General features: G+C 44.4%; 18 protein-coding genes and 1 other annotated feature. Of the genes, 5 read left to right on the top strand and 13 right to left on the bottom strand.

The features are described from left to right. Nucleotides 1-95: 95 nt before the first annotated feature. Nucleotides 96-1,106: a signal peptide peptidase SppA gene (gene sppA / locus FS736_RS11735; RefSeq protein WP_144477311.1), complete on the bottom strand. Its 1,011-nt coding sequence runs from the start codon at nt 1,104-1,106 to the stop codon at nt 96-98. Between the two features lie 144 nt (nt 1,107-1,250). Here sppA and FS736_RS11730 point away from each other — a divergent pair, with 144 nt between their 5' ends. Beyond that, nucleotides 1,251-2,051, top strand: a complete 801-nt coding sequence (locus FS736_RS11730) for an NAD kinase (protein ID WP_144477308.1) — start codon at nt 1,251-1,253, stop codon at nt 2,049-2,051. 44 nt (nt 2,052-2,095) lie between these two features. On the opposite strand, the gene rarD is transcribed toward FS736_RS11730, so the two are convergent. The 7 genes from rarD to ezrA form a co-directional block, all read right to left on the bottom strand. Beyond that, complete coding sequence (rarD, locus tag FS736_RS11725; protein WP_144477305.1) at nt 2,096-3,031, bottom strand: EamA family transporter RarD; 936 nt, start codon at nt 3,029-3,031, stop codon at nt 2,096-2,098. A gap of 105 nt (nt 3,032-3,136) precedes the next feature. Continuing rightward, the gene (locus tag FS736_RS11720; RefSeq protein ID WP_144477302.1) at nt 3,137-3,457 is read right to left on the bottom strand and encodes an iron-sulfur cluster biosynthesis family protein; all 321 of its coding nucleotides are present in this window, start codon (nt 3,455-3,457) and stop codon (nt 3,137-3,139) included. 131 nt (nt 3,458-3,588) lie between these two features. Beyond that, entirely contained in the window at nt 3,589-5,169 is a 1,581-nt protein-coding gene (gene mbcS / locus FS736_RS11715) for an acyl-CoA synthetase MbcS (RefSeq protein ID WP_144477299.1), read from the bottom strand. Nucleotides 5,170-5,364: 195 nt separating this feature from the next. Continuing rightward, nucleotides 5,365-5,571: an alpha/beta-type small acid-soluble spore protein gene (locus FS736_RS11710; RefSeq protein ID WP_125479516.1), complete on the bottom strand. Its 207-nt coding sequence runs from the start codon at nt 5,569-5,571 to the stop codon at nt 5,365-5,367. 91 nt (nt 5,572-5,662) lie between these two features. After that, nucleotides 5,663-6,871: a tRNA uracil 4-sulfurtransferase ThiI gene (gene thiI, locus FS736_RS11705; protein WP_144477296.1), complete on the bottom strand. Its 1,209-nt coding sequence runs from the start codon at nt 6,869-6,871 to the stop codon at nt 5,663-5,665. Next, nucleotides 6,868-8,013: a cysteine desulfurase family protein gene (locus FS736_RS11700; protein WP_144477293.1), complete on the bottom strand. Its 1,146-nt coding sequence runs from the start codon at nt 8,011-8,013 to the stop codon at nt 6,868-6,870. Before FS736_RS11700 ends, thiI begins: the two co-directional genes overlap by 4 nt. Nucleotides 8,014-8,143: 130 nt before the next feature. Further along, entirely contained in the window at nt 8,144-9,835 is a 1,692-nt protein-coding gene (gene ezrA / locus FS736_RS11695; RefSeq protein WP_144477290.1) for a septation ring formation regulator EzrA, read from the bottom strand. Between the two features lie 161 nt (nt 9,836-9,996). Between ezrA and hisJ the strand changes: the two genes are divergently transcribed. Further along, complete coding sequence (gene hisJ / locus FS736_RS11690; RefSeq protein WP_260983587.1) at nt 9,997-10,836, top strand: histidinol-phosphatase HisJ; 840 nt, start codon at nt 9,997-9,999, stop codon at nt 10,834-10,836. A gap of 58 nt (nt 10,837-10,894) precedes the next feature. On the opposite strand, the gene refZ is transcribed toward hisJ, so the two are convergent. Beyond that, complete coding sequence (refZ, locus tag FS736_RS11685; protein WP_144477288.1) at nt 10,895-11,497, bottom strand: forespore capture DNA-binding protein RefZ; 603 nt, start codon at nt 11,495-11,497, stop codon at nt 10,895-10,897. Nucleotides 11,498-11,650: 153 nt separating this feature from the next. Here refZ and FS736_RS11680 point away from each other — a divergent pair, with 153 nt between their 5' ends. Continuing rightward, nucleotides 11,651-12,130 carry a GAF domain-containing protein gene (locus tag FS736_RS11680; protein ID WP_144477285.1) on the top strand — a complete coding sequence of 160 codons (480 nt, stop codon included), beginning with the start codon at nt 11,651-11,653 and terminating at the stop codon, nt 12,128-12,130. A 56-nt stretch (nt 12,131-12,186) separates the two neighbouring features. Here FS736_RS11680 and megL read toward each other — a convergent pair whose 3' ends face one another. Both megL and FS736_RS11670 read right to left on the bottom strand, forming a co-directional pair. Continuing rightward, nucleotides 12,187-13,398 (bottom strand): methionine gamma-lyase, encoded by a 1,212-nt coding sequence (gene megL, locus FS736_RS11675; protein WP_144477282.1) that lies wholly within the window; start codon nt 13,396-13,398, stop codon nt 12,187-12,189. Between the two features lie 285 nt (nt 13,399-13,683). Then, a complete protein-coding gene (locus tag FS736_RS11670; RefSeq protein ID WP_144477279.1) occupies nt 13,684-15,570 on the bottom strand; it encodes a sensor domain-containing diguanylate cyclase in 1,887 nt (628 codons plus the stop codon). Nucleotides 15,571-16,021: 451 nt separating this feature from the next. On the opposite strand from FS736_RS11670, the gene rpsD reads away from it, so the two are divergent. Further along, a complete protein-coding gene (gene rpsD, locus FS736_RS11665) occupies nt 16,022-16,624 on the top strand; it encodes a 30S ribosomal protein S4 (RefSeq protein ID WP_079510073.1) in 603 nt (200 codons plus the stop codon). A gap of 313 nt (nt 16,625-16,937) precedes the next feature. Here the strand turns inward: rpsD and tyrS are convergent, their stop codons facing one another. After that, nucleotides 16,938-18,197: a tyrosine--tRNA ligase gene (gene tyrS, locus FS736_RS11660; protein ID WP_144477276.1), complete on the bottom strand. Its 1,260-nt coding sequence runs from the start codon at nt 18,195-18,197 to the stop codon at nt 16,938-16,940. Between the two features lie 73 nt (nt 18,198-18,270). Then, nucleotides 18,271-18,490 (bottom strand) — a binding site (T-box leader). A gap of 142 nt (nt 18,491-18,632) precedes the next feature. Here tyrS and FS736_RS11655 point away from each other — a divergent pair. Continuing rightward, entirely contained in the window at nt 18,633-21,554 is a 2,922-nt protein-coding gene (locus FS736_RS11655; protein WP_144477273.1) for a transglycosylase domain-containing protein, read from the top strand. Between the two features lie 98 nt (nt 21,555-21,652). Here the strand turns inward: FS736_RS11655 and acsA are convergent, their stop codons facing one another. Further along, nucleotides 21,653-23,371 carry an acetate--CoA ligase gene (gene acsA / locus FS736_RS11650; protein ID WP_144477270.1) on the bottom strand — a complete coding sequence of 573 codons (1,719 nt, stop codon included), beginning with the start codon at nt 23,369-23,371 and terminating at the stop codon, nt 21,653-21,655. Between the last annotated feature and the right edge of the window lie 122 nt (nt 23,372-23,493).

The following is a 23,493-nucleotide window of genomic DNA, read 5'->3' as shown; positions in this document are numbered from 1 at the left end:
CCAGATTCTCCTTGAATATCATTCCGCCCAAGTTCAGCCGAATCCCTCGTTTCATCTTTATCAAATTCTTTGGAATTCATTTTTTGTCCCCCCCCTTATTCAGCGTATAAGTACATTAGACGTGGAGAATTAGGCTGGGATAATAGTTTCATCAGGCCTGCCATTTCTGCGTCTTTCCCCATGATTTTCTGTGTCCCCATGCTGAAAAACGAACCAAAGCCCATGCTTTCCGTATACTTTACTACAGTCGCATCCCCAAGCTTCTCATCTTTCCTGACGTTGTCAATGACATCTTCCAGATAGCCGAATCCATCGATCAAGTTCAGCTGCTTGGCCTGGCGTCCATCATAGATGCGGCCATCGGCAATTTTTTTGACCTGCTCGACAGACATGCCGCGTCCTTCAGAAATGACTTTGACGAATCCTTCATAAGAGTTGTTGATCATGGACTGAAGGATTTCCCGTTCTTCATCCGTCATCGGTCTTGTTGGGCTCATGATATCCTTGTATGGACCACTCTTAATTGTCGTGAATTCGACACCGTATTTTTCTGCAAGCCCTGCATAATTCACGCCTTGCATGATGACGCCAAGTGAGCCTGTCAGTGTTTCGGGACTTGCAAAGATTTTATCGGCAGGAGCAGACACATAATATCCGCCCGATGCTGCCATTGAACCCATCGATACATAAATCGGCTTTTTCGTTTCTTTCTGGATTTCCTTGATCTTGTCGTGGATTTCTGCGCTTTCCACAACACCCCCGCCTGGAGAGTTCACCTGGAGGATAATGGCTTTCACATCATCCGATTCTTTTACATAATCAAGCTGCTCCATGAATACCCGATGATTATAGAGTGGGCTTTCAAAGAACGATTGTGCATCCCCGGTATCCTGGATGACTCCGTTAATGGTCAATACCGCAATTTTGCTCAGCATGTCACCCTCTTCGATGACTTCTTCAGCAAACATTTCTTCCGAGACAGCGAACATATCTTCAAACGCATTTTCCGCGTCGCTGAATGCGAATGTTGATAGTAGATTAATCACAATTGACGCAATAAATAAACCAGCGGCTATTCCTAATGCCGCCCACCTTTTACCATTCATTTTGAATCCCCCTTGAAAATTCCTTGTACTTTCAAAACCTTATGAAAAAATGATAAACTAATGTCAATAACCTATATTTTAGCAAAAGTTTTTTATTGTGGGTAAAAATTTGGAAGAAATACATAATGTTTGGAGGAATCAGTAATGCCAGATCGCCGCAATATTTATTTTCACCATACCCCTGACACAACTATGCTGGAAAAAGTACAGCCCCTTTACGAACTAGCCCGCAGATATGATTTCAATATTGTCACTGACCACAAGAATGCCAATATCATTGTCAGCATTGGTAACGATGGTACCTTTTTGGAGGCAGTAAGGAAAACTGGTTTCCGCGATGACTGTCTGTACGCAGGCATATCAGTCACTGGCTCCCTCAATATGTACTGTGATTTCCATCTTGAAGATACTGATAAAATGATCCAGGCCAGTACGAATTCAGAAATTGAGGTAAGGCGCTATCCGACGATCGAGGTAACCATCGACGGAGAAACATCGTTTGAATGCTTGAACGAATTCAGCGTCCGTTCCGCGATTATAAAGGCTTTCGTAATGGATGTATTCATCGATGACAACCATTTTGAAACCTTCCGTGGTGACGGAATGATTGTCGCAACCCCAACAGGCAGCACCGCCTATAACAAGTCCGTGAACGGAGCGGTTGTGGACCCGCTGCTGCCGTGCATGCAGGTGAGTGAGCTTGCGTCAGTGAACAATAATCATTACCGGACACTCGGCTCATCCTTCATCCTTAGCGGTGACCGCAAGCTTACCTTCAAGGTTGCCCAGGACGGCAACGATTATCCAATCATGGGGATGGATAACGAAGCGCTGAGCATCCAGCATGTTGAAAAATTCGATGTAAAATTGAGCAATAAATTCATCAAGACAATTAAGCTCAAGGACAATTCTTTCTGGGAAAAAGTGAAAAGGACATTTTTATAAAATCCTATTAAGAAAGAGCTGCGGATCCCCCGCAGCTCTCTTTTTTACATATGCATGCCTTTTTCTTTTTTTAACTTGAGGGTCAGGGCCGCTGCCAGTTTTGTCCGGGATAGTGAGTACAGGATCAGTGCCGACCAGATAAAGGTAAAGGCAAGCAGATGGACCGCCGAAAATGTTTCGTGATAAACGAATACCCCTAAAATAAGTGTCAAAGTTGGTGCGATATATTGCAAGATCCCAAGTGTAGCAAGTGGGATTCTCTGTGCACCTTTCGCAAAAAACAGCAAAGGAACCGCCGTTGCTGCTCCTGCTCCGACAAGCAGCAGCGTTGTTGTCCACGAACCTGAGAACAGCGAATTTGTCCCCTGGGCAACTAGATAGCCAATGTAAATGGCGGAGAGCGGCATCACGACCAGCGTTTCTAGCGCGAGGCCGACCGAAGAATCAACTTTGATCAATTTCTTTGCAAGTCCATACAGGCCAAATGAAATGGCCAGTGATAAAGCGATCCACGGGAATTGCCCGTAAGAAATCGTCATGATCAGCACACCGATGGCTGCAAGGAGAAATGACAGGTACTGCGGCAGGGACAGTCTTTCCTTAAGGAAAACCATTCCTAAAAGCACACTGACAAGCGGATTGATATAATAACCGAGACTTGCCTCGATCATTTGATCGCTATTGACAGCCCAAATATAGATGAACCAGTTGATGCTGATCAGGATTGATGCGATAGTCAGTGCCGCCAGCTGTTTTTTGTTTTGCGAAAGCCCGAGGAGGGTCCCAGTAAAAAGACTCCATTTTTTATTCAGGAGCAATATGAATGCAACAACGAAAAATGACCAAAACACGCGGTTTGCAAGAATTTCATCAGCATTCACATGTTGCAATAGCTTCCAATAAACCGGAAGAATCCCCCATAGTATATATGAAAAGGCTGCGTACAAGACGCCAGCCTGTTGTTCGGTCCTGTTATTCATCCGAACATCCCCCTAATCTTTCTAGACTCGAAATAATATCAATTATAAGGGGGATGCTCCGGGCTGACAATCATTTTTTTTGAATCAATATATTCAAAGCCGGAATTATTTCGTGGTTCGTGGGTTTAATTTAAAGTTGTAGCCAAATGTTTCTTCCGGGGAGGAAATCTTATAGCCCAGCCCCTGCTTGAAATCCAAAAAGATTCTGCCTGGAAGGGACTCAACTGATTTCTTTGGAACGAAAAAATGGATACCTGATTCTGATATCACTTCATCATCTTCCTGCTTTTCTTCGATTTGAAGCTGGATATCTGTCGCGATGGAACAGGTGCCTACAAACTCCGCTAATATTCTTATGCCTTCTCCATTACCGAATTGGACTTTTTTTAACTGTTCCAATGCAGCCTCTTTTATATCGATTTTCAAATTGCCTCACCCTTTCTTATTAAAAATATACCCAAGTTTTGTTGTGTCACTCATCTCTCAATCTAAAAGTAAAATCTTGAGAATGCCAACAAAAAAACAGACCTTTTGGCCTGCTTTTTCATGGCATTCTATTATCTTGCGCCTTCTAATTCTTTCTTGCGCAGCTCAATGCGGCGGATTTTACCTGAAGTTGTCTTTGGAAGTTCTTCAAGGAACTCTATTTTCCTCGGATACTTATATGGAGCGGTCAAATCCTTGACGTGCTGCTGCAAATCAGAAACTAGATTTTCCAGTTCGGGGCTGACACCGTCACGCAGGACGACAAAAGCCTTGACGATATGTCCGCGGATTTCGTCAGGTGACGCGACAACTGCGCATTCTTTTACATATGGATGCTTAACGAGTGCATCCTCGACTTCGAAAGGACCAATCGTATACCCTGAACTGATGATGATATCATCGCCGCGTCCCTCAAACCAAAAATATCCTTCTTCATCCTTACTCGCTTTATCGCCTGTTACGTAATAATCCCCGCGGAACTGCATGGCTGTCCGCTCTGGATCCTTGTAATAGTTTTTGAATAAAGCAGGTGTTTCAATATGGACAGCGATATCACCAACTTCACCCGGTGCACATGGTTCTCCGTTTTCATTAATAATTTCAACCCGATTGCCAGGTGTAGGCTTACCCATTGATCCAGGCTTTAACTCCATGCCCTTTGTTACACCGACAAGCAGTGTATTTTCTGTCTGGCCATAGCCGTCGCGCACCTCAACATTAAAATGCTTTCTGAATGTGTCGATGACTTCACGGTTCAGCGGTTCTCCTGCGGATACCGCGCTATGAAGACCAGGCAAACTGTAATCACCAATATTTTCGACTTTGGCCATCAGCCTGTATTCAGTTGGGGTGCAGCATAGAACATTTACATGATACTTTTGCAAAAGCGATAAATATTTTTGCGGCTCGAATTTACCTTGATAAACGAGGCCTGTAGCTCCCGTTCCCATGACGGACAGGAACGGACTCCAGATCCATTTTTGCCAGCCAGGACCGGCAGTAGCCCAGACAGTGTCCCCATCCTCTATGCCGAGCCAATTTGTTGCCGCTGTCCGCAAATGAGCATATGCCCATCCATGTGTATGGACAACACCTTTCGGATTGCCCGTCGTACCGGAAGTATAGCTGAGGAATGCCATATCATCACGGTCGGTGTCGGCAAGCTGAAGCTCTTCGGAAGCAGTTTCCATTTCTTTATCAAGTTGAATCCAGCCTTCTTTTTCTGCCCCAATAATGAACTTAGGCAGCTTTTCCACTTCGTCGATTCCATCGAACTCGCCGGTAAAAGGAGCATAACTGACGATAGCTTTTACATCGCCATGGTTGATTCGATATTGAAAATCTTTTTTTCTCAGCATTTCTGAACTTGGAATGACAACAAGTCCCATTTTCAGTGAGGCAATATAAACCTGATACGCTTCAATAAGTCTTGGCACGACAACAAGCACTACATCCCCTTTGGCCAAACCATTTCCTAAGAAAACGTTTCCAATTTTATTGGCGTTCTTTAGCAGCTCCTGGTATGTAATTTCTTTTGTACTTCCTGCTTCATTTTCCCAGAGAATCGCTTTTCTCGCCGGGTCCTGGGCGAATCGCTCCATTTCTGATACAAGATTATACTTTTGAGGTGCAATCAATTGTTCCCTTTTCATACTCTTCCCCCTGATTATCATTTTTTTCGCTTGTCTTTGAATGAGAAAACAAGCTTTCATATCCCCATAACCCATTATACTAAATTATTCAAAAAATTTAAAATTATATGATAATGTTATTCTGAAATAATTTTACACAACAAAAAGAGCAGGGCATCCGCCCTGCTCTTTGTAGCCATGTTATTCTTTTTTTGATTAGCGAGAGAATCCGCCACCAAGTTGTTGTTCAGCCATTTGAACCAAACGCTTAGTGATCTCTCCTCCTACAGAACCGTTAGCGCGAGAAGTAGTTTCTCCGCCAAGCTGTACTCCAAATTCAGTAGCGATTTCGTACTTCATTTGGTCAAGAGCTTGTTGTACTCCAGGAACTAGAAGTTGGTTTGAGTTGTTGTTGTTTGCCATGTGTTTCACCTCCTTGTGAGTATAGAGTGTGTAGAAACACATGGCTTAATTCAAAACTTTAATTGGTAAATGTTCACAAATCTTTAACAAGTTAGAATAGATCATCCACCGGATTATCTTCTCTTTCAGAAGCCGGTTTGACGATAATCCGCTCTGTTCCTTCAACAGCTCTCTGAATCAGTTCTTCAAAGTCGAAGAAGCTTTCAAAGTTCTGGACTTTATCCAGCTTAGGCTTCGTTTTAGGCGATGAAGGGACAAAGACCGTGCAGCAATCTTCATATGGGCGGATTGATATATCATGGGTATCGATTTCATGGGCGATATCCATAATCTGCAGTTTGTCCATTGTGATTAACGGCCGGATAATGGGAGTTGTTGTCACTTCGTTGATGGCGTACATGCTTTCAAGTGTCTGAGAGGCAACCTGCCCAAGGCTTTCGCCAGTTATGATGGCAAGTCCTCCCTGCTTTTCCCTGATTGCGTCCGTTATACGCAGCATTAGTCTTCTTGTTGTAGTCATCGTATAGTTTTCCGGTATTTGCTTGTGAATGGCTTGCTGGATTTCAGTAAAAGGTACGATATGAAGCGCAAAATGTCCGTTTACTTCGGCAAGCTTCTCAGAAAGGTCGATTACCTTTTGCTTGGCGCGTTCACTTGTGAAAGGCGGACTGAAAAAATGGACCCCTTCCACTTCAAGGCCTCTCTTCATGGTCAGGTAGCCGGCAACCGGGCTGTCAATCCCGCCGGAAAGCATCAGCATCCCTTTGCCTCCGGACGCGGCAGGCAGCCCTCCTGCGCCCTTGATCGTTTCCGCTGAAATATAGGCTGCTTCTTTTCTGATTTCAATCTGAAGGTTGATATCAGGATTCCTCACATCAACTTTCAGGCCTTCCACATTCCTCAGTATATGGCCGCCAAATTCCGAATTGATTCCGTTCGTATCCAATTCAAAAGTCTTATCAGATCGTTTGGCGGATATTTTGAAGGTCTGTCCTGGCTGGTGGATTTTCTTGAAAAGCTCCAGAGCAGCATCCTTCATTTTTTCAAGGTCCTTGTCCACTTTAACGGCGGGGCTGAAGGACTGGATCCCGAAAATTTCCTTGAGCTTCTTTCCAATTTCATCGCTGTCTTCACCATTAAGCAGGATGAACATCCTGTCGCGTTCCGCTTTGATGACAGCATTTGGATAGTCGCTCAATGCCCTTTTGATATTTTTTCTTAGGCGGTCAATGAATTTATTTCTATTTCTTCCTTTGGTCGATATTTCACCATACCGAACCAATATACGGTCATACATCATTTCTTGATAACCTCGCTTAAATGTTTTACAGTCCCGGCGATTGCCTTTGCCGCTATTTCTGCTTCTTCTGCTGTATTGCTGTATGTCAGGCTGATCCTGATCGCACTTTCCGCTTCTGCGACAGGAACTCCCATTTCCAGGAGCGTCTTGCTGGCAGCCTTTTTCTTCGAGGAACAGGCACTTGTCGTTGAAACATAAATATCCTTCTCTTCAAGAGCATGAACGAATGTTTCGGCCTTCAATCCGCTGATGGAGAAATTCAGGATATGGGGAGCGCTTTTTTCCTCTGGCGTGTGAATGGTAATTTCCTTGATATGGCTGATGCCGTTTCTTAATATTTCCATTGCTGACTTCATTTGATCCAGCTTTTCTGCCCGCAGTTCAAGCGTCATCCTGAGCGCTTTTGCCATGGCTACCATTCCTGCGACGTTTTCGGTCCCGCTCCGTTGCTTCCATTCCTGATTGCCGCCGGATAATAAAGGAGACAGCCGGACCCCTTCTTTCATAAACAAGGCACCCGTCCCTTTCAGCCCATGGAATTTATGTCCGGAAATCGTGGCTAAATGGACCCCCGAATTGTATAAGTCCAATGGCACCTTCCCAATTCCCTGGACGAAATCAACGTGAAAAAATGCCTTTGGATACTTTTTCAAAACTATCCCCATTTCCTCGATTGGCTGGATTGTGCCGACTTCATTATTGACATGCATGACAGACACAAGGATTGTATCCTCACGAAGTTCCTTCTGGATTGAATCCGCACTGACAAAACCGGTGGAATCTGGTTTCACATATGTTATTTCATACCCGAGCGATTCGAGCTGTACCATGGCGTTATGGACAGATGCATGTTCAATGCTTGTCGTGATGATATGCCTGCCCCTCTCCCGGTGAGCCATCGCAATCCCCTTGATGGCAAGGTTATTGCTCTCTGTTCCTCCTGAGGTGAAAAGGATTTCCGTCTCTTTGACCCTCAGCAGCCTGGCCACCTGGGACCTTGCCTGCTGAAGCAGCTTTTCTGCCTGTCCTCCGATTTTATGGAGTGAAGATGGGTTTCCATAGAAATCCTCTGAGACTTTTATAAATGAATCCAATACTTGTTTATAAGGTTTGGTCGTTGCGCTGTTGTCAAGATAGATCATCAGTGTTCCCCCTTGCTCCAAGACCTTGCTAACTAAAAATCATATCATAATAACATTTCAATGAGAAATGATGAAAAATTCTAAAATCCATTCCCAAAAAAACAGGCCTCCAATCGGAGACCATGCTTTATCACTTTTTATCGGAGAGCATATGCTCTATTTTCTTTATTGCACCTGGATCCACTTCTTCAATAGATGTAGCTGCCTGTTCAAGTGCTTCGCGATAATCGTAATTCCGGAAATGCTCTTCTGCTTCACGTAACCCTCTTTCGACAGAAGGGTAACGGCTGCGGTATCTGTTGCCATACTGGATGACGCGTTCAGCCAGCATGACTGTCTCGACGATTTCCTCAGTCGAGGTTTCAAGCTTTTCAACTGTCAGGACGGCGATTTCCAGATATTGCTGAACAGCAGGAATATCCAGCGGCTTTTCCTCAAGCTTATCATTGACCTGCTTGATGCTTTCATGCGCATCTTCCAGCAGGTATTTGTATTCCTGTGAAAGGCCAGGCATATTGCTTTTGGAGACAGTGCGGATCAGTTCGGAAATCTTTTTAGAAAGTCCCCTTACTTTATCACGTGCTGCCAATTCATCCTTTCTCAGGGCGCTTAGCTTTTCCATCAATTCTTTTTGCTCTACTACTAGCTGATCAAGCTGTTCTTTCGCTTCTTGAAGCTCCAATTTGATCATGCTTTGTGCTGTATCGTTTTCGGTAATTCTATGGTCGATCAGTTCAAAGCGCTTAAGCAGGCCCTTGAGCTGCTGCTCAACATGAGTTTGTGCCGAAAGCTCTTTTTCAGTCAGATGATAACTCTCCTGTATATGCTTTGTTTCTTCCTTGAGTGTCTTGTTTTCAGTGATTGCTTTCACAAGTACTTCTTTCGCAACATGTTCCGTGTTTGTAATATATTGCTTAGCCAGGACTTCTTCTTCAAGCATGTCGAACAGTTTTTCAAGTCGCTCCTTCAAACCCTGGATGCCCTGTTCGGCGTTCTCGACATCACCTTTTTCAAGAGAACCAAGATAGCTCGCCAATTCATTGCTCATTTCCTCGATTTCACTATCGGCATTCAGATGATCCAATACATAGCCCTGTTCCTTCATCTCTCTTACGCCGTCTTTCAGATCGCTGACCTGGGCCGGGATGGCCGACTGGCAATCATGCAGAAGTGCAGGAATGGATTCCATTTTCGCGGATACCTGTTCAAGCAATGACTGGATGGACAGAACCGTTTCCCTTGCTTCAAGATAATTTCCGTTTTCGGTCTTCTCGTCAAACTCGATGAACTTTGCCTGAATCTCTTCAAGCACAGCCTCGAGGCTGGCTTCTGCACTTCCATAGCTATGGCGATGCGTGAGAAGGTTTTTCTTATTCTCTCGATAATTCTCTTTAAGACCATCGATTTCCTCACGGTTCTTTTCTTCGCTTCCTACAAGTTCATTCAACTCGCCTAGAATCTTCTTGATCTTATCTTCTGTTTCAGTCAGCTTTCGGTCAATGACTGCCAGAGATTCCTTCGCCTTCTTGAACCTGTACTTATCGATATACTCCTCCGCGTCAAACAGGTAATCCTCGATGCCCGGAAGCTTTGAAGTAACAAGCTCGTCCCACTCCTGGCGCCAGCGCTCAAAAAGCTCTTCTGTTTGCCCGGTCATGTTCAGCTGTTTTACCTTTGACATTTCATCCAGTACAGGCCGGTTCATGATATCGATTTTCCAGGACTCATAGCGATCGACCTCACTGTAATATTTTCGTTTCATAAAATAGCCGATTAAAAAAAGAATGATTAGTATCGCGATACCGCCAATTATGTACTCCATTATTATCCCCCTGGCCTCACAAATTCCAAGTTCTGAATCCTTCTATATAAAATCTCTTGATAAATGCGTGTATAATGTAATTATATTACCATGTTAACGACAATTTTTGACTATTAAATTCATATTTTTTGTTGAAATTGTCCGAATTAGGCCGATTTAACTTGAATTCTTACAAAAGAAATCACTTCTGGAGGTGCATTTCCCTGAAAGACGGACATGTCCACACGGCTTTTTGCCCTCACGGGACAAATGACAAAATCGATGATTATATACAAAAGGCCCTTCAGCTCGGCTACAGTGAAATCACGTTTGCCGAGCACGCTCCATTGCCGGAAGGGTTTATCGACCCGACGCCATTACAGGACAGCGCAATGGCGCCCGAAGACCTGGATTCCTATTTTCAAACCATCGCAGAAGCAAAGAAGAAATATGCGGGAAAAATAAAAATCAATACCGGATTTGAGATTGATTTTATCGAAGGGTTTGAAGGACAAACGGCCGATTTTCTGAACAAATACGGGCCGCTTCTAGATGACGGCGTACTGTCGGTCCATTTTTTAAAGAACGAGTCTGGTACATATGATTGCCTGGATTATAGTCCAGACCATTTCGGGAAAATGGTGGAAGCTTATGGTTCAGTGGAAAAGGTTCACCGGCATTATTATCAAACAGTACTGAAATCAATCCTCGCTGATTTGGGGCCGTATAAGCCAAAAAGAATCGGCCATGTGACCCTGGCTAATAAATTCCAGCTGAAATACCAGCTCAGAAATGATTGTACAGATGAAATCATTGAAATAATGGAGAAGGTGTCAGAACTTGGCTATGAACTGGATTACAACGGAGCCGGTACGGCAAAGCCATTATGCCGTGAACCCTATCCGCCCGAATGGGTAATCAGTGAAGCCAAAAAACGCGGAATCCAGCTCGTGTACGGATCTGATGCCCATCAGGCAAAGGAACTGGGACAGGGACTGGAATTCATGGGGATAAAAAAATAAGGAAACCGGCAGATTTTCCGGTTTCCTATATATTTATTAACATTTTCTGATGAGCCTGCTATTCCGTGCAAAGGGTTCCTTTGATCCAATGTGAAATCTCATCGCTGTATTTGTCCGCAAAATATTTTTCATGCGGCTGTACATGAAGAACTTCTGTAACATAATGGGTATTCAAAAACGGCATCTGGAGAAGACCTTTTAACTGCAAAATACTGTACTGGACTGAATGCTTTTTGAATTCTCCGTTCTCAATCCCGGCTTCAAGGACCTTTTTGAACATATAACGTTCTTTTACATGGTAGGTCGACATGATTTCCCTGACAACTTGCGAGTCGATCGTCATCTCTCTTAAAATGAACCTTGTTAATTGAATGTTTTCGCATTGGTATCTCAATACATTTTCAACCATCGCATTCAGGCAGTACTCTGGACCGTATTCAAGGAAAGAAAAACCTTTCTCCAGCTCTTTAAGATAGCTTTCAAAAAAAACCGTAAAACAATTTTCGAGGAGTCCATTCTTGTTCTGGAAGTAATATGAGATATTCGCTGCATTCACGTCTGCCCTTGCTGCAATGTCCCTCACTGATGTTCCATTGAACCCCTTCGTATTGAATAAGTAGATGGCCGCATCAATAATCGCAGCTTTTGAATTTTTTCTCATTGCTCCGCCCCTCGCTTTCCGCAATTAACCTTACTGTTTATCTTTCTGGAAATCATTAAAATTTCCTTTATAAAAAGCTCGACAAAGTCTCCATTGTTTCGCCGATTTTTGATACAATGTAGAGTAAAACTTCATGAATTAGGGGGAATAACGATGTTTAACGTCGAAACATACAGCGGAAGCCGCGAAAAAAATTACGACTTGGTGATTAAACAACTGAAAGCACTAATTGAGGATGAAAAGAATTCTATTGCCAACTTGAGCAATGCTTCTGCACTTTTGAACCAGTTTCTTGACCGCATCAACTGGGTCGGCTTTTATCTGATGGAGGATGGCGAGCTTGTCCTCGGACCGTTCCAGGGACTTCCTGCCTGTGTAAGAATTAAACTTGGAAAAGGTGTTTGCGGTACGGCTGCATCCAAAAGAGAAACAGTAAGGGTTGAAGATGTCCATGCCTTCCCTGGCCATATCGCCTGTGATGCTGCCTCCCAATCTGAAATCGTCGTACCAATCCTGAAAAATGGAAACGTTATTGGTGTCCTTGATATCGACTCGCCTGAAAAAAATCGTTTTGATGAATTGGACCAGCAAAAGCTGGAGGAATTCGTTGAAGTGCTTGCACAGTCTATCTAAATGAACGAACATACTGAACCCCTCCTGGATTTCCGGGAGGGGTTTGATTTGTTTTATTAAATAGAGCCTGTTTCCATTGTGCTTTCTTTCCTTACTGATTCAAATGCCATCTCAAGGTCATCCCTTAAATCTTCCCACGCTTCCAGTCCAACCGAAAGCCTTAGCATATTCTCTCTGATCCCCATTTTTTCTCTCGCTTCCTTCGGCACGACCGCATGTGTCATTGTCGCCGGATGCTGGATCAATGTTTCTGCATCACCGAGGCTGACGGCGATTTTAATGAGTTTTAATTTGTTGATGAATGCCTGTGCCTCTTTCTGGCCACCTTTTATGTTGAAGGAAATCAGTCCGCCCGGTTTGCGCATTTGCTTTTTCGCGATCGCGTAATCAGGATGCTTTGGATCGCCAGGGAAAATGACTTCTTCCACTGCCGGATGCCCGGACAAATAGGATGCCAGTTTTTCAGCATTTTCACAGTGACGGTCCATCCTTACAGGAAGTGTTTTCAAGCCGCGAAGCAGCAGCCATGCATCGAAAGGTGAAATCACCCCGCCGATATCCTTTTGGGTAGTCATCGCGATTTTAGACATGATCTCCTTAGGACCTACAGCTACACCAGCAATCACATCTCCATGCCCGCAAATATATTTTGTTGCGCTATGGATGACGAAATCGCATCCAAGCTCAAGCGGATTCTGCAGATATGGTGAACTGAAGGTGTTATCGACGACGACCGGAATACCCTTTTCTTTCGCGACGTCTGCAACCATCTCCAAGTCAACCAGTCTCATCGTTGGGTTAATTGGTGTCTCGATATAGATGACTCTTGTCTCCGGGGTAATAGCGGCCAGCACTTCTTCCCTTGTCGCCATCATCGAAAAATCATGATTGATATCATATTTTTCTTTCATAAGCTGCAATAGGCCAAATGTGCAGCCATATACACCCTGTGAGCAAAGTATATGGTCCCCAGATCTCGTCAGTGCCACTAATATCGCAGAGACAGCAGCCATCCCTGACCCAAACGCAAGTGCCTTTTCCCCTTTTTCAATCGCTGCCATCCTCTCTTCCAGCATGGCAACAGTCGGGTTTCCAAGCCGGGAATAGATGAATCCCTCTTCCTCTCCGGCGAAACGCCTTTCCCCTTGCTCCGCGCTGTCAAAAGTGAACGTGCTGGTCTGAAATAACGGGGGAGCAAGACTTCCCCTGAATTCGTCCGATTTATATCCTGCATGGATTACTTCTGTCTCGAATCTTTTCTCTCCCATTTCGATTCCTCCTATATTTGTAAGCGTTTACAAAATACCCCCATAAACAGGATATGATATTTGCCCTGATATGGAAAGTGATTTCACTCACAGCAGCTGAAAAAGTCCTGTGTTCTGCTAAACGGAAAAAGCACTCATTTCTGAGTGCTTCTTAGAAAGGCGTGAGCGCCTTGATCAGCCCTGACAAGCGTTGGAGGTCCGCCAATGAAATCGTCCTTGACTTCATTGGCGGACCGAAACGACTTGTGGGACTAGACGCTAGCTGGCCAATTCCCAATGTTAAATTTAAACCTCATCACTAAAATCAAACTGGTTTTCATTCTGGACCACTACTTTGTTCTTACCGGAGCCTTTTGCTTTATAAAGAGCCTGGTCGGCCCTTTTGAACACGGTCTTGGTCGTATCTTCCTGTCCCCTGATCCATGTGGAAACGCCGCATGAAATCGTGACATTTGGATTCGTATGTTTCTCGACTTTATCGACAAGCCTGTTGGCAATCATGACTCCGATTTCCAGTGGAGCTCCTGGCAGGTAAATCGCAAGTTCCTCCCCGCCCCATCTGGCACCAATATCCGTGCCGCGGATATTTTTGGCTATCTGCCGGGCCAGCTGGATGAGCACTTCGTCTCCAACCTGGTGGCCATACTGGTCATTCACACATTTAAAATTATCAATATCAATTAAGATGAAGGTTCCCTGCGCATCCTCAAGCATCGACAGATTCATTTTTTCATCCAGATAGCCTCGGGAATACAGCTTTGTCAAATGATCCGTCACGACCATTTTCTCCAATTCTTCACGAAGCATCGAATTGGTGAAAGCTAAAGTCGAATGGTGGATGAGGGACTGCAGCAGCTTGAATGTATCGAATGCAAAGTGATATGGCTCCTCATGCATGACAAGCGCGAACCCCTTTAAATCACCGCTCTGGATCATCGGTACACACATTACCGAGCGGAAATGCGTAGAAGCACCCCCGATATCATATGAAATATCCCCTATGAACAATGGTTCCAGATCCTGCTTGACCCGTTTGGCGACTTTCAAAATATAATTGGAAGCCTCCTTTGAAAAGAAGAAACTGGTGCTTCCCTGAAGGACGGAGTAATCAAGATTGTCTTCATCAAGCATGATAAAACCGACTTCCCTGGCATCGAAGGACTTGATGATCCTTCCGCATATAAACTTCATCGTATCTGTGAGGCGAAGGCTTGTATTCAATTGATGAGATGTTTCATTAATTAGCTGCAAATCTGCAATAAGCTTCCTTGATTGCTCGTAAAGCTTCGCATTCTCCAGTGCGCTTCCGGCGGTATTTGCAAGGAGTTTAATGAATTCTACTTCGTTTTGCGGAAACACAAGCGAGTCCGGGGCAATGACCTGCAGCACTCCGTATACGCCCTGTCTTCCTTTTAAAGGTGCATACATGATGGAGTTTTTATCAATGACTGAGTCCTCGAACTGGATCTGACCGCTCACATAAGATTGCATGGCAGTCTGATTTTCACTGTTGTACTCAAGGTCTTTTACCGGCAACTCTCCGTAGCCCTTGTGGTCATGGGACAGCAGGAGATAATAGGTGAACGAAGGATACACTTCTCTTAATGTGGTAATGATTTCATCGAGCACAGCATCCATATCCATTGTCGAGTGGAATTTTTTCGTTACCCTGAATAATTGCTTATACCGTTTTTCTTCTTCCGTTGTCTCCGCAAGGGTGTGGATTTTTTTTATGAACAAAGCACACTCGTCAACAAGCCTTTCCAGAAGGCTGTCCGAAAGGCGCTCACCTGAAGCGCCATTCATTTGAATAGCACATAAATTCTTAACATTTCCCTTTGCATCTAGGACAAACGCTAAATCATATTGCGGGAGAAATTCTGGATTTTTTTTAAATGATTGTGGGGTTTCAGTCAGTTTGCCTATGAGACATTCCGGGAAATTACCCGTAATTTCCTCATTCAGATCGCTGCGGGTCGTGGCCTCAAGAATCATGCCATGCTCCCATTCCTCGCATCTATATAAATCGACCTCAGCTGCCTGGAGAAGTTCTTTTAGCAAAGTCAACATTTGCGAGAGGATGTCCGTGACAGACAATCTGCCCGTGCTGATTAATTCAAAGAACCTGCTTTTCAATTCCAATATTGTTTCCCGTTCTACCAATTCTTCCATATGTATCACCTGTTTTAAAATCACTTCACAGCGATTTGTAAGTAGCTGTTTTACAGGCAGCAGCCTGATTAAGAGAAAATGATTCATCACGTGGCAAGGCAATATCCAAATATTTGAAAAATAAAATAATTACTATTTATTATATCATAGACCTAGTAAAATAGTATGATATATAAACCAAAGTTTTCGGAAGAATTTCATCTTAAAAAGGCAATGACTTGAAATATCCCCTTGACTTTATTGGCACAGAAATTATATAATACTCTTTGTGTAAAATATCGCAGCCTATGTGATCTGCATGATGTATGTATTTTGTTCCTCAAACCTGGTTTGATGGTGTATCTCGTAACCCGCTGCTGCTAGGGCGAAGGTACATGAAAACAAAATACCCATGATGGTTAATCACAATCTGTTTTTATTTTACAAAATAAAAACTAAGGAGGAGTCATTCATGGCTCGTTATACCGGCCCAAGCTGGAAACTATCCCGCCGTCTTGGAATTTCACTAAGCGGTACAGGTAAAGAATTAGAAAAACGCCCTTACGCACCAGGTCCTCATGGTCCTAACCAGCGTAAAAAGCTTTCCGAATACGGATTGCAACTTCAAGAGAAGCAAAAGCTTCGTCACATGTACGGAGTTACTGAGCGCCAGTTCCGTAACTTGTTCGACAAAGCAGGCAAAATGCCTGGTAAGCACGGTGAAAACTTCATGATCCTTCTTGAAGCTCGCCTTGACAACGTTGTTTACCGTCTTGGTCTTGCTCGCACTCGTCGTGCAGCTCGCCAGTTAGTAAACCACGGCCACATCATGGTTGATGGCGCACGCGTAGACATCCCATCTTACCGCGTAGCTCCTGGCCAGACAATCACACTTCGTGAAAAGTCTCGCAACCTTGATGTAGTTAAAGAAGCAATCGAAGTAAACAACTTCGTACCTGACTTCTTGACTTTCGATGCAGACAAGCTAGAAGGAACTTTCACTCGTATGCCTGAGCGTTCTGAACTTCCAGCTGAAATCAACGAAGCTCTTATCGTTGAATTCTACTCTCGTTAATAGAGTGTTTGAAAAACCCCTGCCGATTTGGCCGGGGTTTTTTGTTTCATTTATTCCACCAACATTTCACATGAGCCAGCCTATTATATTCGGGTTGGTCGATATCTACTCAATTGTGGTCGATATATTTGAAAATCCGCCGATATTTTTGAAAGTATGGTCGATATATTTAAAAATCCGCTGATATATTTGCAAAAGTGGCCGAAAAAGTGAAAAACTGATTTCATTCTTATAGAAGAAACAGCCTCCCGGTATCCCAGGAGGCTGTTTTTACGATGTTCTCCGCATAAAACATCAAAATTAGCGAAAAACTCTAGTATTTAATCATAAAGTACTTCTTCTTGCCGCGGCGGACGATCGTAAACTGCCCTTCGATCTTATCGGCATCGCTTAGGACGTATGCTGTATCGGTTACGCGCTCTCCATTAAGGGAGACTGCTCCATTTGATACATCTTCACGTGCCTGCCTCTTCGATGGCGAGATTTTGGCAGCCACCAGCAAGTCGACCAATCCTTGTTCTTCTTCCCCTTCTACTGTAAAAGAAGGAACATCTTTGAAGCCTTGTCTGATTTCGTCCGCACTCAGGTTTTTGATGTCGCCGCTGAAAAGTGCTGCGGAAATCCTGATTGCCTGTTGAAGGGCTTCTTCACCATGGATCATGCGAGTCATTTCTTCAGCAAGAGCTTTCTGTGCCTTGCGCAGATGCGGTTCTTCTTCAACTGCTTTTTCCAGAGCTTCAATTTCTTCCTTTTCGAGGAAAGTAAAGAACTTCAAGTATTTCACAACATCTGCATCGGCGGTGTTGATCCAGAACTGGTAGAACTCGTATGGAGAAGTTTTTTCAGGATCGAGCCATACTGCTCCGCTTTCTGATTTGCCGAACTTGGTTCCATCAGCTTTCGTTACAAGCGGAATCGTCATACCGTATGCCTTGGAGCCTTCTGCAGACATTTTACGGATCAGTTCAAGTCCGGTGGTAATATTGCCCCACTGGTCACTTCCGCCAATCTGCAGTTTGCAGTCATGCTTTTCGTATAAATGGAAGAAATCCATTGCCTGCAGGATGGTGTAGGTGAATTCTGTGAAGGAGATCCCTGTTTCCAGTCTTGAAGCGATCGTATCTTTTGCCAGCATGTAATTCACGCCGACATGCTTGCCGAAGTCACGCAGGAATGTCACTACATCCATGGAACCTGCCCAGTCGTAATTGTTGACCATCAGTGCACCATTATCGCCTTCTACGTCAAAAATTTTACCTAGCTGCTTCTTAATTCCATCAACGTTAATCTGTACTTGCTCCAGCGTTTGCAGTTTACGCTCCTCACTCTTGCCGCTCGGATCGCCAATCAATCCGGTTGCTCCGCCAACAAGGACGATCGGACGGTGGCCCGCATTCTGGAATCGGCGCAGTGTCAGGAATGGAAGAAGATGCCCGATATGCATGCTGTCAGCTGTTGGATCGACACCACAGTACAGTGAGATTTTCTCCTTTGAAAGCAGGTCCTTCATTCCCTCTTCATCTGTTTGCTGGTAGATAATCCCGCGCCACTCGAGGTCTTTCAATAATTCCATTTCTAATTCCTCCATTCAAAATATATTTCGTAACCGGATTTTTTGCGAAAATAAAAAACGCCCCTGCAATAAATGCAGGGGCGCTAAATGCGCGGTACCACCCGGCTTGAAAACTAAAATAAAAAGTCTTCCACTCCATAAAATAACGGTTAAACCGTCCGCGGCTACTATGAATCCAGTTCACTGCGGCGCTCGGGGAGGTAATTCATCCTTCTGTTTGTACCGGCTCACAGCGGCCGCCGGCTTTCTGGAACATGGACAGAAGCACTACTTATTCCCTTCAAAGCTTTTTGCTATAAAGTTAATAAAGCATTTTTACCATAAAGCGATATATGTTGTCAAATTCGACATAAGTTTTCAGAAAAATTAAGATTAGAGTCTATTCGACAGCTTGTTTATGCTATAATGTATGTGATTTTAGGGGGAATGATATGAATGCATGAAGGAAAACAGGCTTGGAAAGAGAAGCTTAAATCCTTTGGTGCTTTTTTTACGAATAAAAAGACCGTAAAAGGAGCCCGGATTACTTACTCGGTTGTCTGGAACATATTGCTTTTATTGATTATTGTACTGGTCCTCGGTGCGGGCTTTGCCGCAGGAACAGGGGCCGGGTATTTTGCATCCCTTGTCAAAGATGAACCAATCCGGCCATATGAAAATATGAAGAAGGATATTTACAACTATGAAGAAACATCGGATTTATATTTTGATAACGATGTTTATCTTGGCAAGCTCAGAACCGACCTTTACCGCGAGGAAGTAAAGCTTGACGATATGTCAAAGTATTTGGTCAATGCGGTCGTGGCAACAGAAGATGAGTATTTTTACGAGCATGATGGTGTCGTGCCTAAAGCGATCCTGCGTGCCCTTTTCCAGGAGGTCACAAACTCGTCGACATCCTCCGGGGGAAGCACACTGACGCAGCAGCTCATCAAGAACCAGATCCTGACGAATGAAGTTTCATTCGAGCGAAAAGCGAAAGAAATCCTTCTCGCCCTCCGCCTCGAAAAATTCTTCGATAAAAAAGAGATTCTCGAAGCTTATTTGAATGTCGCTACATTCGGCCGTAACGCGAACGGCAGCAATATTGCCGGTGTCCAGGCCGCAGCAAACGGGATTTTCGGAAAAGACGCGAAAGACTTGACTCTGCCTCAAGCTGCTTTCATCGCCGGACTTCCACAGAGTCCATTTGGCTACACGCCATTCAGCAGCGACCACGGCAAGCTTAAGGATCCTGCAGGACTTGAACCTGGCGTGTCGAGATACAAGACCGTCATCACAAGGATGCACGGTGCCGGCTTCATTTCCGATAAGGAGTTCAATGAAGCAATCAACTACGATATTACGAAAGACTTTGTGAAAGAGGTTCCAAGTGATAATACAGTTGAGGAATATCCATTCCTTACATTTGAAATCGAGAAACGCTCAATCGATATTTTGGCTAATCTTTTAGCTGAACGTGATGGCTATGAAGCCGACGATTTGAAAAAAGATGATGAATTGATGGCTGAATATGAGGCACTAGCCAACCGTGATCTTCGTCAGAACGGCTATAAGATTTACACAACCATCAATAAAGAGATTTATGAAAAAATGCAGGAAACTGCGAAAAATTATCCTTACTATGGAAGCGAAAAACCTCAGGAAGTTCCTGATCCTGATGATCCGGACAAAATGATGGTTGTCAAAGAACCTGTGGAAATCGGCGCTACTCTGATTGAAAACAAAACGGGCAAAATCATCAGCTTTGTCGGTGGCCGTAACTTTAAACGGGAACAGACGAACCATGCTACAAGGGCTCCAAGACAGAACGGATCGACGATGAAGCCGCTTCTGGTGTATGCTCCTGCAATGGAGCTCGGTAAATTGCATCCCGGTTCTGTTTTACCGGATGTTCAAGTATTTTTAAATGGAAAGGGCAAAGCGTGGCCAAATAACTATGACATGAGATACAGCGGTTTGACCTCTGCCAGACATGCTTTGATGAAGTCTTACAACGTACCTGCTGTCCTGGCCTATAAGAGCATCCTCGGCCAGAGACCCGCGAATTTCCTGGATAAGATGGGCTTTAGTAATCTGCAGCCTGATGACTATTCCAACTTATCGACTGCAATTGGTTCCCTTCGAGGCGGTGTTACTGTTGAAGAAAACACCAACGCATTCGGTACATTCGCAAACAACGGGAAATTCATTGATGCATATATGATTGAAAAAATCGTCGACAAAAATGGCGAAATCGTTTTCCAGCATAAATCTGAACCAGTCGATGTCTTCAGTCCGCAGACATCATATCTGACCATCGATATGATGCGTGACGTCATCAACCGTGGTACTGCCACCGCTGTAAAAGGAAGATTGAAATTTGGTTCTGACTGGGCTGGCAAAACAGGTACTGGACATGAGTATATTGATTCATGGTTTGTGGCAACCAATCCGAATGTCTCCTTCGGGGTATGGCTTGGTTACGATACACCTAAAGCACTCGAAAAAAGATATAAAGGACTTTCCTATGGCGTGCGTACTCAATACATCTGGGCTGACCTGATGAATGCGGCCTATGATGTCGATCCTAAGCTGGTCGATCCGGAAGAACGCTTCAAGATGCCTGGAGGTATTGTCAAACGATCTTATTGTGCCGTTTCCGGTTTGCTTCCTTCAAGTGCATGTTCGAAAGCAGGCCTTGTGGAGTCAGACTATTTCATAGCGAAATACGCACCAACGAAGGTTGATGACAGTTTGGTTGAAAATAAATTCGTTACTGTAGGAGACAAGCGCTATATTGCCCTTGATTCAACGCCAGCAGAGTTTACAGATACAGGTGTCATTTTGAACCCCGAATATATGGAAAGCTACATCGGCCATAAAATCGGGAATCCGCAGCAGTTGATCCCTAAAAAGGATGCCTGGAACAAAATACTCGTTGCGAATGATAAACTGAGTGAAAATGGCAAGACTCCAGCAGCGCTCGGAATCAAGCTTTCCGGAAAAACAATTGCCTGGGGCAAACACCCAGAAAATGATATTGTCGGCTACCGAATCTATAACAATAAGAAAAAAGTCGGCAGCATCAAAGCAGGAGAAAAACTGAGTTTCAATGCAGGAGACGGCGTATTCTATGTCACAGCTGTCGATATAGCTGGAAAAGAATCCGCGCCATCGAATATCATTGAAATTGGCAAAAAACCAGAACCTAAGGATCCTCCTAAGGACGACAAACCGAAGGATCCAAAACCGAAAGACCCGCCTCCAACCGATCCAAAACCAAAGGATCCTCCGAAGCCTCCACCACCTCCACCACCGCCTGGTGATGGTGATGGGACCGGCGGAGGAGACGGCGGCGATGGAACTGGAAACTAGCTATAAAGAAAAACACCGCGTCCAAATGGATGCGGTGTTTTCCGTATTAAGATGTAAAAAGAGCGTGAAACTTGTTCACGCTCTTTTTAACGGTTCAATTAATCTTCCATTGTAGACAGGTCGCCGGTTGGAAGGTCAAGTTCCCATGCCTTCAACACGCGGCGCATGATTTTCCCGCTTCGTGTCTTAGGAAGCTTATCGCGGAATTCGATTTCACGAGGTGCTGCATGTGCTGCAAGACCTTTTTTCACGAATTGGCGGATTTCTTCGATCAATTCGTCGGATTGCTCGTAACCGTCACGCAATGCGATGAACGCCTTGATGACTTCGCCGCGGACTGGGTCCGGCTTGCCGATGACACCTGCTTCAGCGACTGCAGGGTGTTCAACGAGCTTGCTTTCTACTTCAAATGGTCCGACACGCTCACCTGAGGTCATGATGACATCATCGATCCGTCCCTGGAACCAGAAGTATCCATCCTCATCCATGTATGCTGAGTCACCGGAAACATACCAGTCGCCAGGCATGAAATACGATTCATACTTCTGCGGGTTGTTCCAGATTGTGTGCATCATCGATGGCCAGCCTTTTTTGATTGCCAGATTGCCCATTCTGTATGGAGGCAGTTCATTTCCCTGGTCATCAACGATTGCCGCTTGAACACCTGGGATTGGCTTACCCATTGAACCAGGCTTGATTTCCATGCTTGGGTAATTACAGATCAGCTGTGCACCGGTTTCAGTCATCCACCAAGTATCATGGATGCGCAGGTTGAACACTTTCATTCCCCATCTGACTACCTCAGGGTTCAGCGGTTCACCAACACTCAGGATATGGCGCAGACAGCTCAGGTCGAATTTTTTCACGACCTCATCGCCCGCACCCATCAGCATCCTGAAGGCTGTCGGAGCACTATACCAGACAGTCACTCCGTACTCTTCAATCATCTTGTACCATGTCTCAGGATTGAAACGCCCGCCAATAATTACATTTGACGCTCCTGCAAGCCATGGTCCGAAGATTCCGTATGATGTCCCTGTTACCCATCCTGGATCCGCTGTGCACCAGTAGACATCCTCTTCTTTAAGGTCTAGAACCCATTTTGCGGTCTGGTAATGCTGGATCATCGCATTATGGACGTGCAGTACCCCTTTTGGCTTTCCAGTTGAACCGGAAGTGTAATGCAAAATCAGTCCATCCTTGCGGTCAACCCATTCGATATCCAGCTTTTTGCTTGCTTCAGAAAGCTTTTGTTTAAAATCAATATACCGATCATTAGCTTCCAGGTTGTCACCAACAAGAAGAATATGCTTCAAGTCTGGCAGCTCATCGACAGGAACACGTTCCAGCAGCTCAGGTGTCGTGACCAATACCTTTGCACCGCTGTCTTGAAGCCTGTCCCGGACAGCTCCCTCCATGAACGCTTCAAATAATGGGCCTACGATTGCACCCAGTTTTACCGCCCCGAGAACTGCAAAATACAGTTCTGGAGAACGAGGCATAAAGATAAATACGCGGTCCCCTTTTTCCACATCCGCGTATGTTTTAAATACGTTACCAGCTTTATTGGTAAGCTCCTTCATTTCTTTGAAGGTATATTTTTCCTTGCGCACCCCATCCTGATAGTATAGCGCAATCTTATTTTTCCTGAAACTTTCTGCATGGCGGTCAATTGCTTCATATGCAATGTTGACCCTTCCTGTATCAGACCAGGAAAACTCTTTTTCAGCTTCACCCCAATCAAATTGGCCATGAAGCTCTTCATAATTTTTTAAGTTATGATTCCCTTGCGTCACTGGCAGCGCTTCCACTTTCATGTATCCATCCCCCTTGGCTTATTTATTTAAAATACATTATAGTATAAAAATTCGATTTTCTCAATTTTTAAAATATTAGTAGAAAAGAAAGTCTGGTTTCCCTGCCAGCTTTTTCTGCTGAT

Source organism: Cytobacillus oceanisediminis 2691 (assembly GCF_007678455.1).
Taxonomy (GTDB): Bacteria; Bacillota; Bacilli; order Bacillales; family Cytobacillaceae; genus Mesobacillus; species Mesobacillus oceanisediminis_A.
This window is presented reverse-complemented; position numbering and strand designations above follow the sequence as displayed.

Excerpts from the sequence above, each read along its gene's own strand:
- FS736_RS11730 (WP_144477308.1), top strand. The coding sequence starts at position 1,251 with ATGCCAGATCGCCGCAATATTTATTTTCACCATACCCCTGACACAACT.
- FS736_RS11670 (WP_144477279.1), bottom strand. The coding sequence starts at position 15,570 with ATGGAAGAATTGGTAGAACGGGAAACAATATTGGAATTGAAAAGCAGG.
- rarD (WP_144477305.1), bottom strand. The coding sequence starts at position 3,031 with ATGAATAACAGGACCGAACAACAGGCTGGCGTCTTGTACGCAGCCTTT.
- tyrS (WP_144477276.1), bottom strand. The coding sequence starts at position 18,197 with ATGGAATTATTGAAAGACCTCGAGTGGCGCGGGATTATCTACCAGCAA.
- megL (WP_144477282.1), bottom strand. The coding sequence starts at position 13,398 with ATGGGAGAGAAAAGATTCGAGACAGAAGTAATCCATGCAGGATATAAA.
- rpsD (WP_079510073.1), top strand. The coding sequence starts at position 16,022 with ATGGCTCGTTATACCGGCCCAAGCTGGAAACTATCCCGCCGTCTTGGA.
- FS736_RS11710 (WP_125479516.1), bottom strand. The coding sequence starts at position 5,571 with ATGGCAAACAACAACAACTCAAACCAACTTCTAGTTCCTGGAGTACAA.
- acsA (WP_144477270.1), bottom strand. The coding sequence starts at position 23,371 with ATGAAAGTGGAAGCGCTGCCAGTGACGCAAGGGAATCATAACTTAAAA.
- sppA (WP_144477311.1), bottom strand. The coding sequence starts at position 1,106 with ATGAATGGTAAAAGGTGGGCGGCATTAGGAATAGCCGCTGGTTTATTT.
- FS736_RS11680 (WP_144477285.1), top strand. The coding sequence starts at position 11,651 with ATGTTTAACGTCGAAACATACAGCGGAAGCCGCGAAAAAAATTACGAC.
- FS736_RS11700 (WP_144477293.1), bottom strand. The coding sequence starts at position 8,013 with ATGATCTATCTTGACAACAGCGCAACGACCAAACCTTATAAACAAGTA.
- refZ (WP_144477288.1), bottom strand. The coding sequence starts at position 11,497 with ATGAGAAAAAATTCAAAAGCTGCGATTATTGATGCGGCCATCTACTTA.
- mbcS (WP_144477299.1), bottom strand. The coding sequence starts at position 5,169 with ATGAAAAGGGAACAATTGATTGCACCTCAAAAGTATAATCTTGTATCA.
- thiI (WP_144477296.1), bottom strand. The coding sequence starts at position 6,871 with ATGATGTATGACCGTATATTGGTTCGGTATGGTGAAATATCGACCAAA.
- FS736_RS11655 (WP_144477273.1), top strand. The coding sequence starts at position 18,633 with ATGCATGAAGGAAAACAGGCTTGGAAAGAGAAGCTTAAATCCTTTGGT.
- ezrA (WP_144477290.1), bottom strand. The coding sequence starts at position 9,835 with ATGGAGTACATAATTGGCGGTATCGCGATACTAATCATTCTTTTTTTA.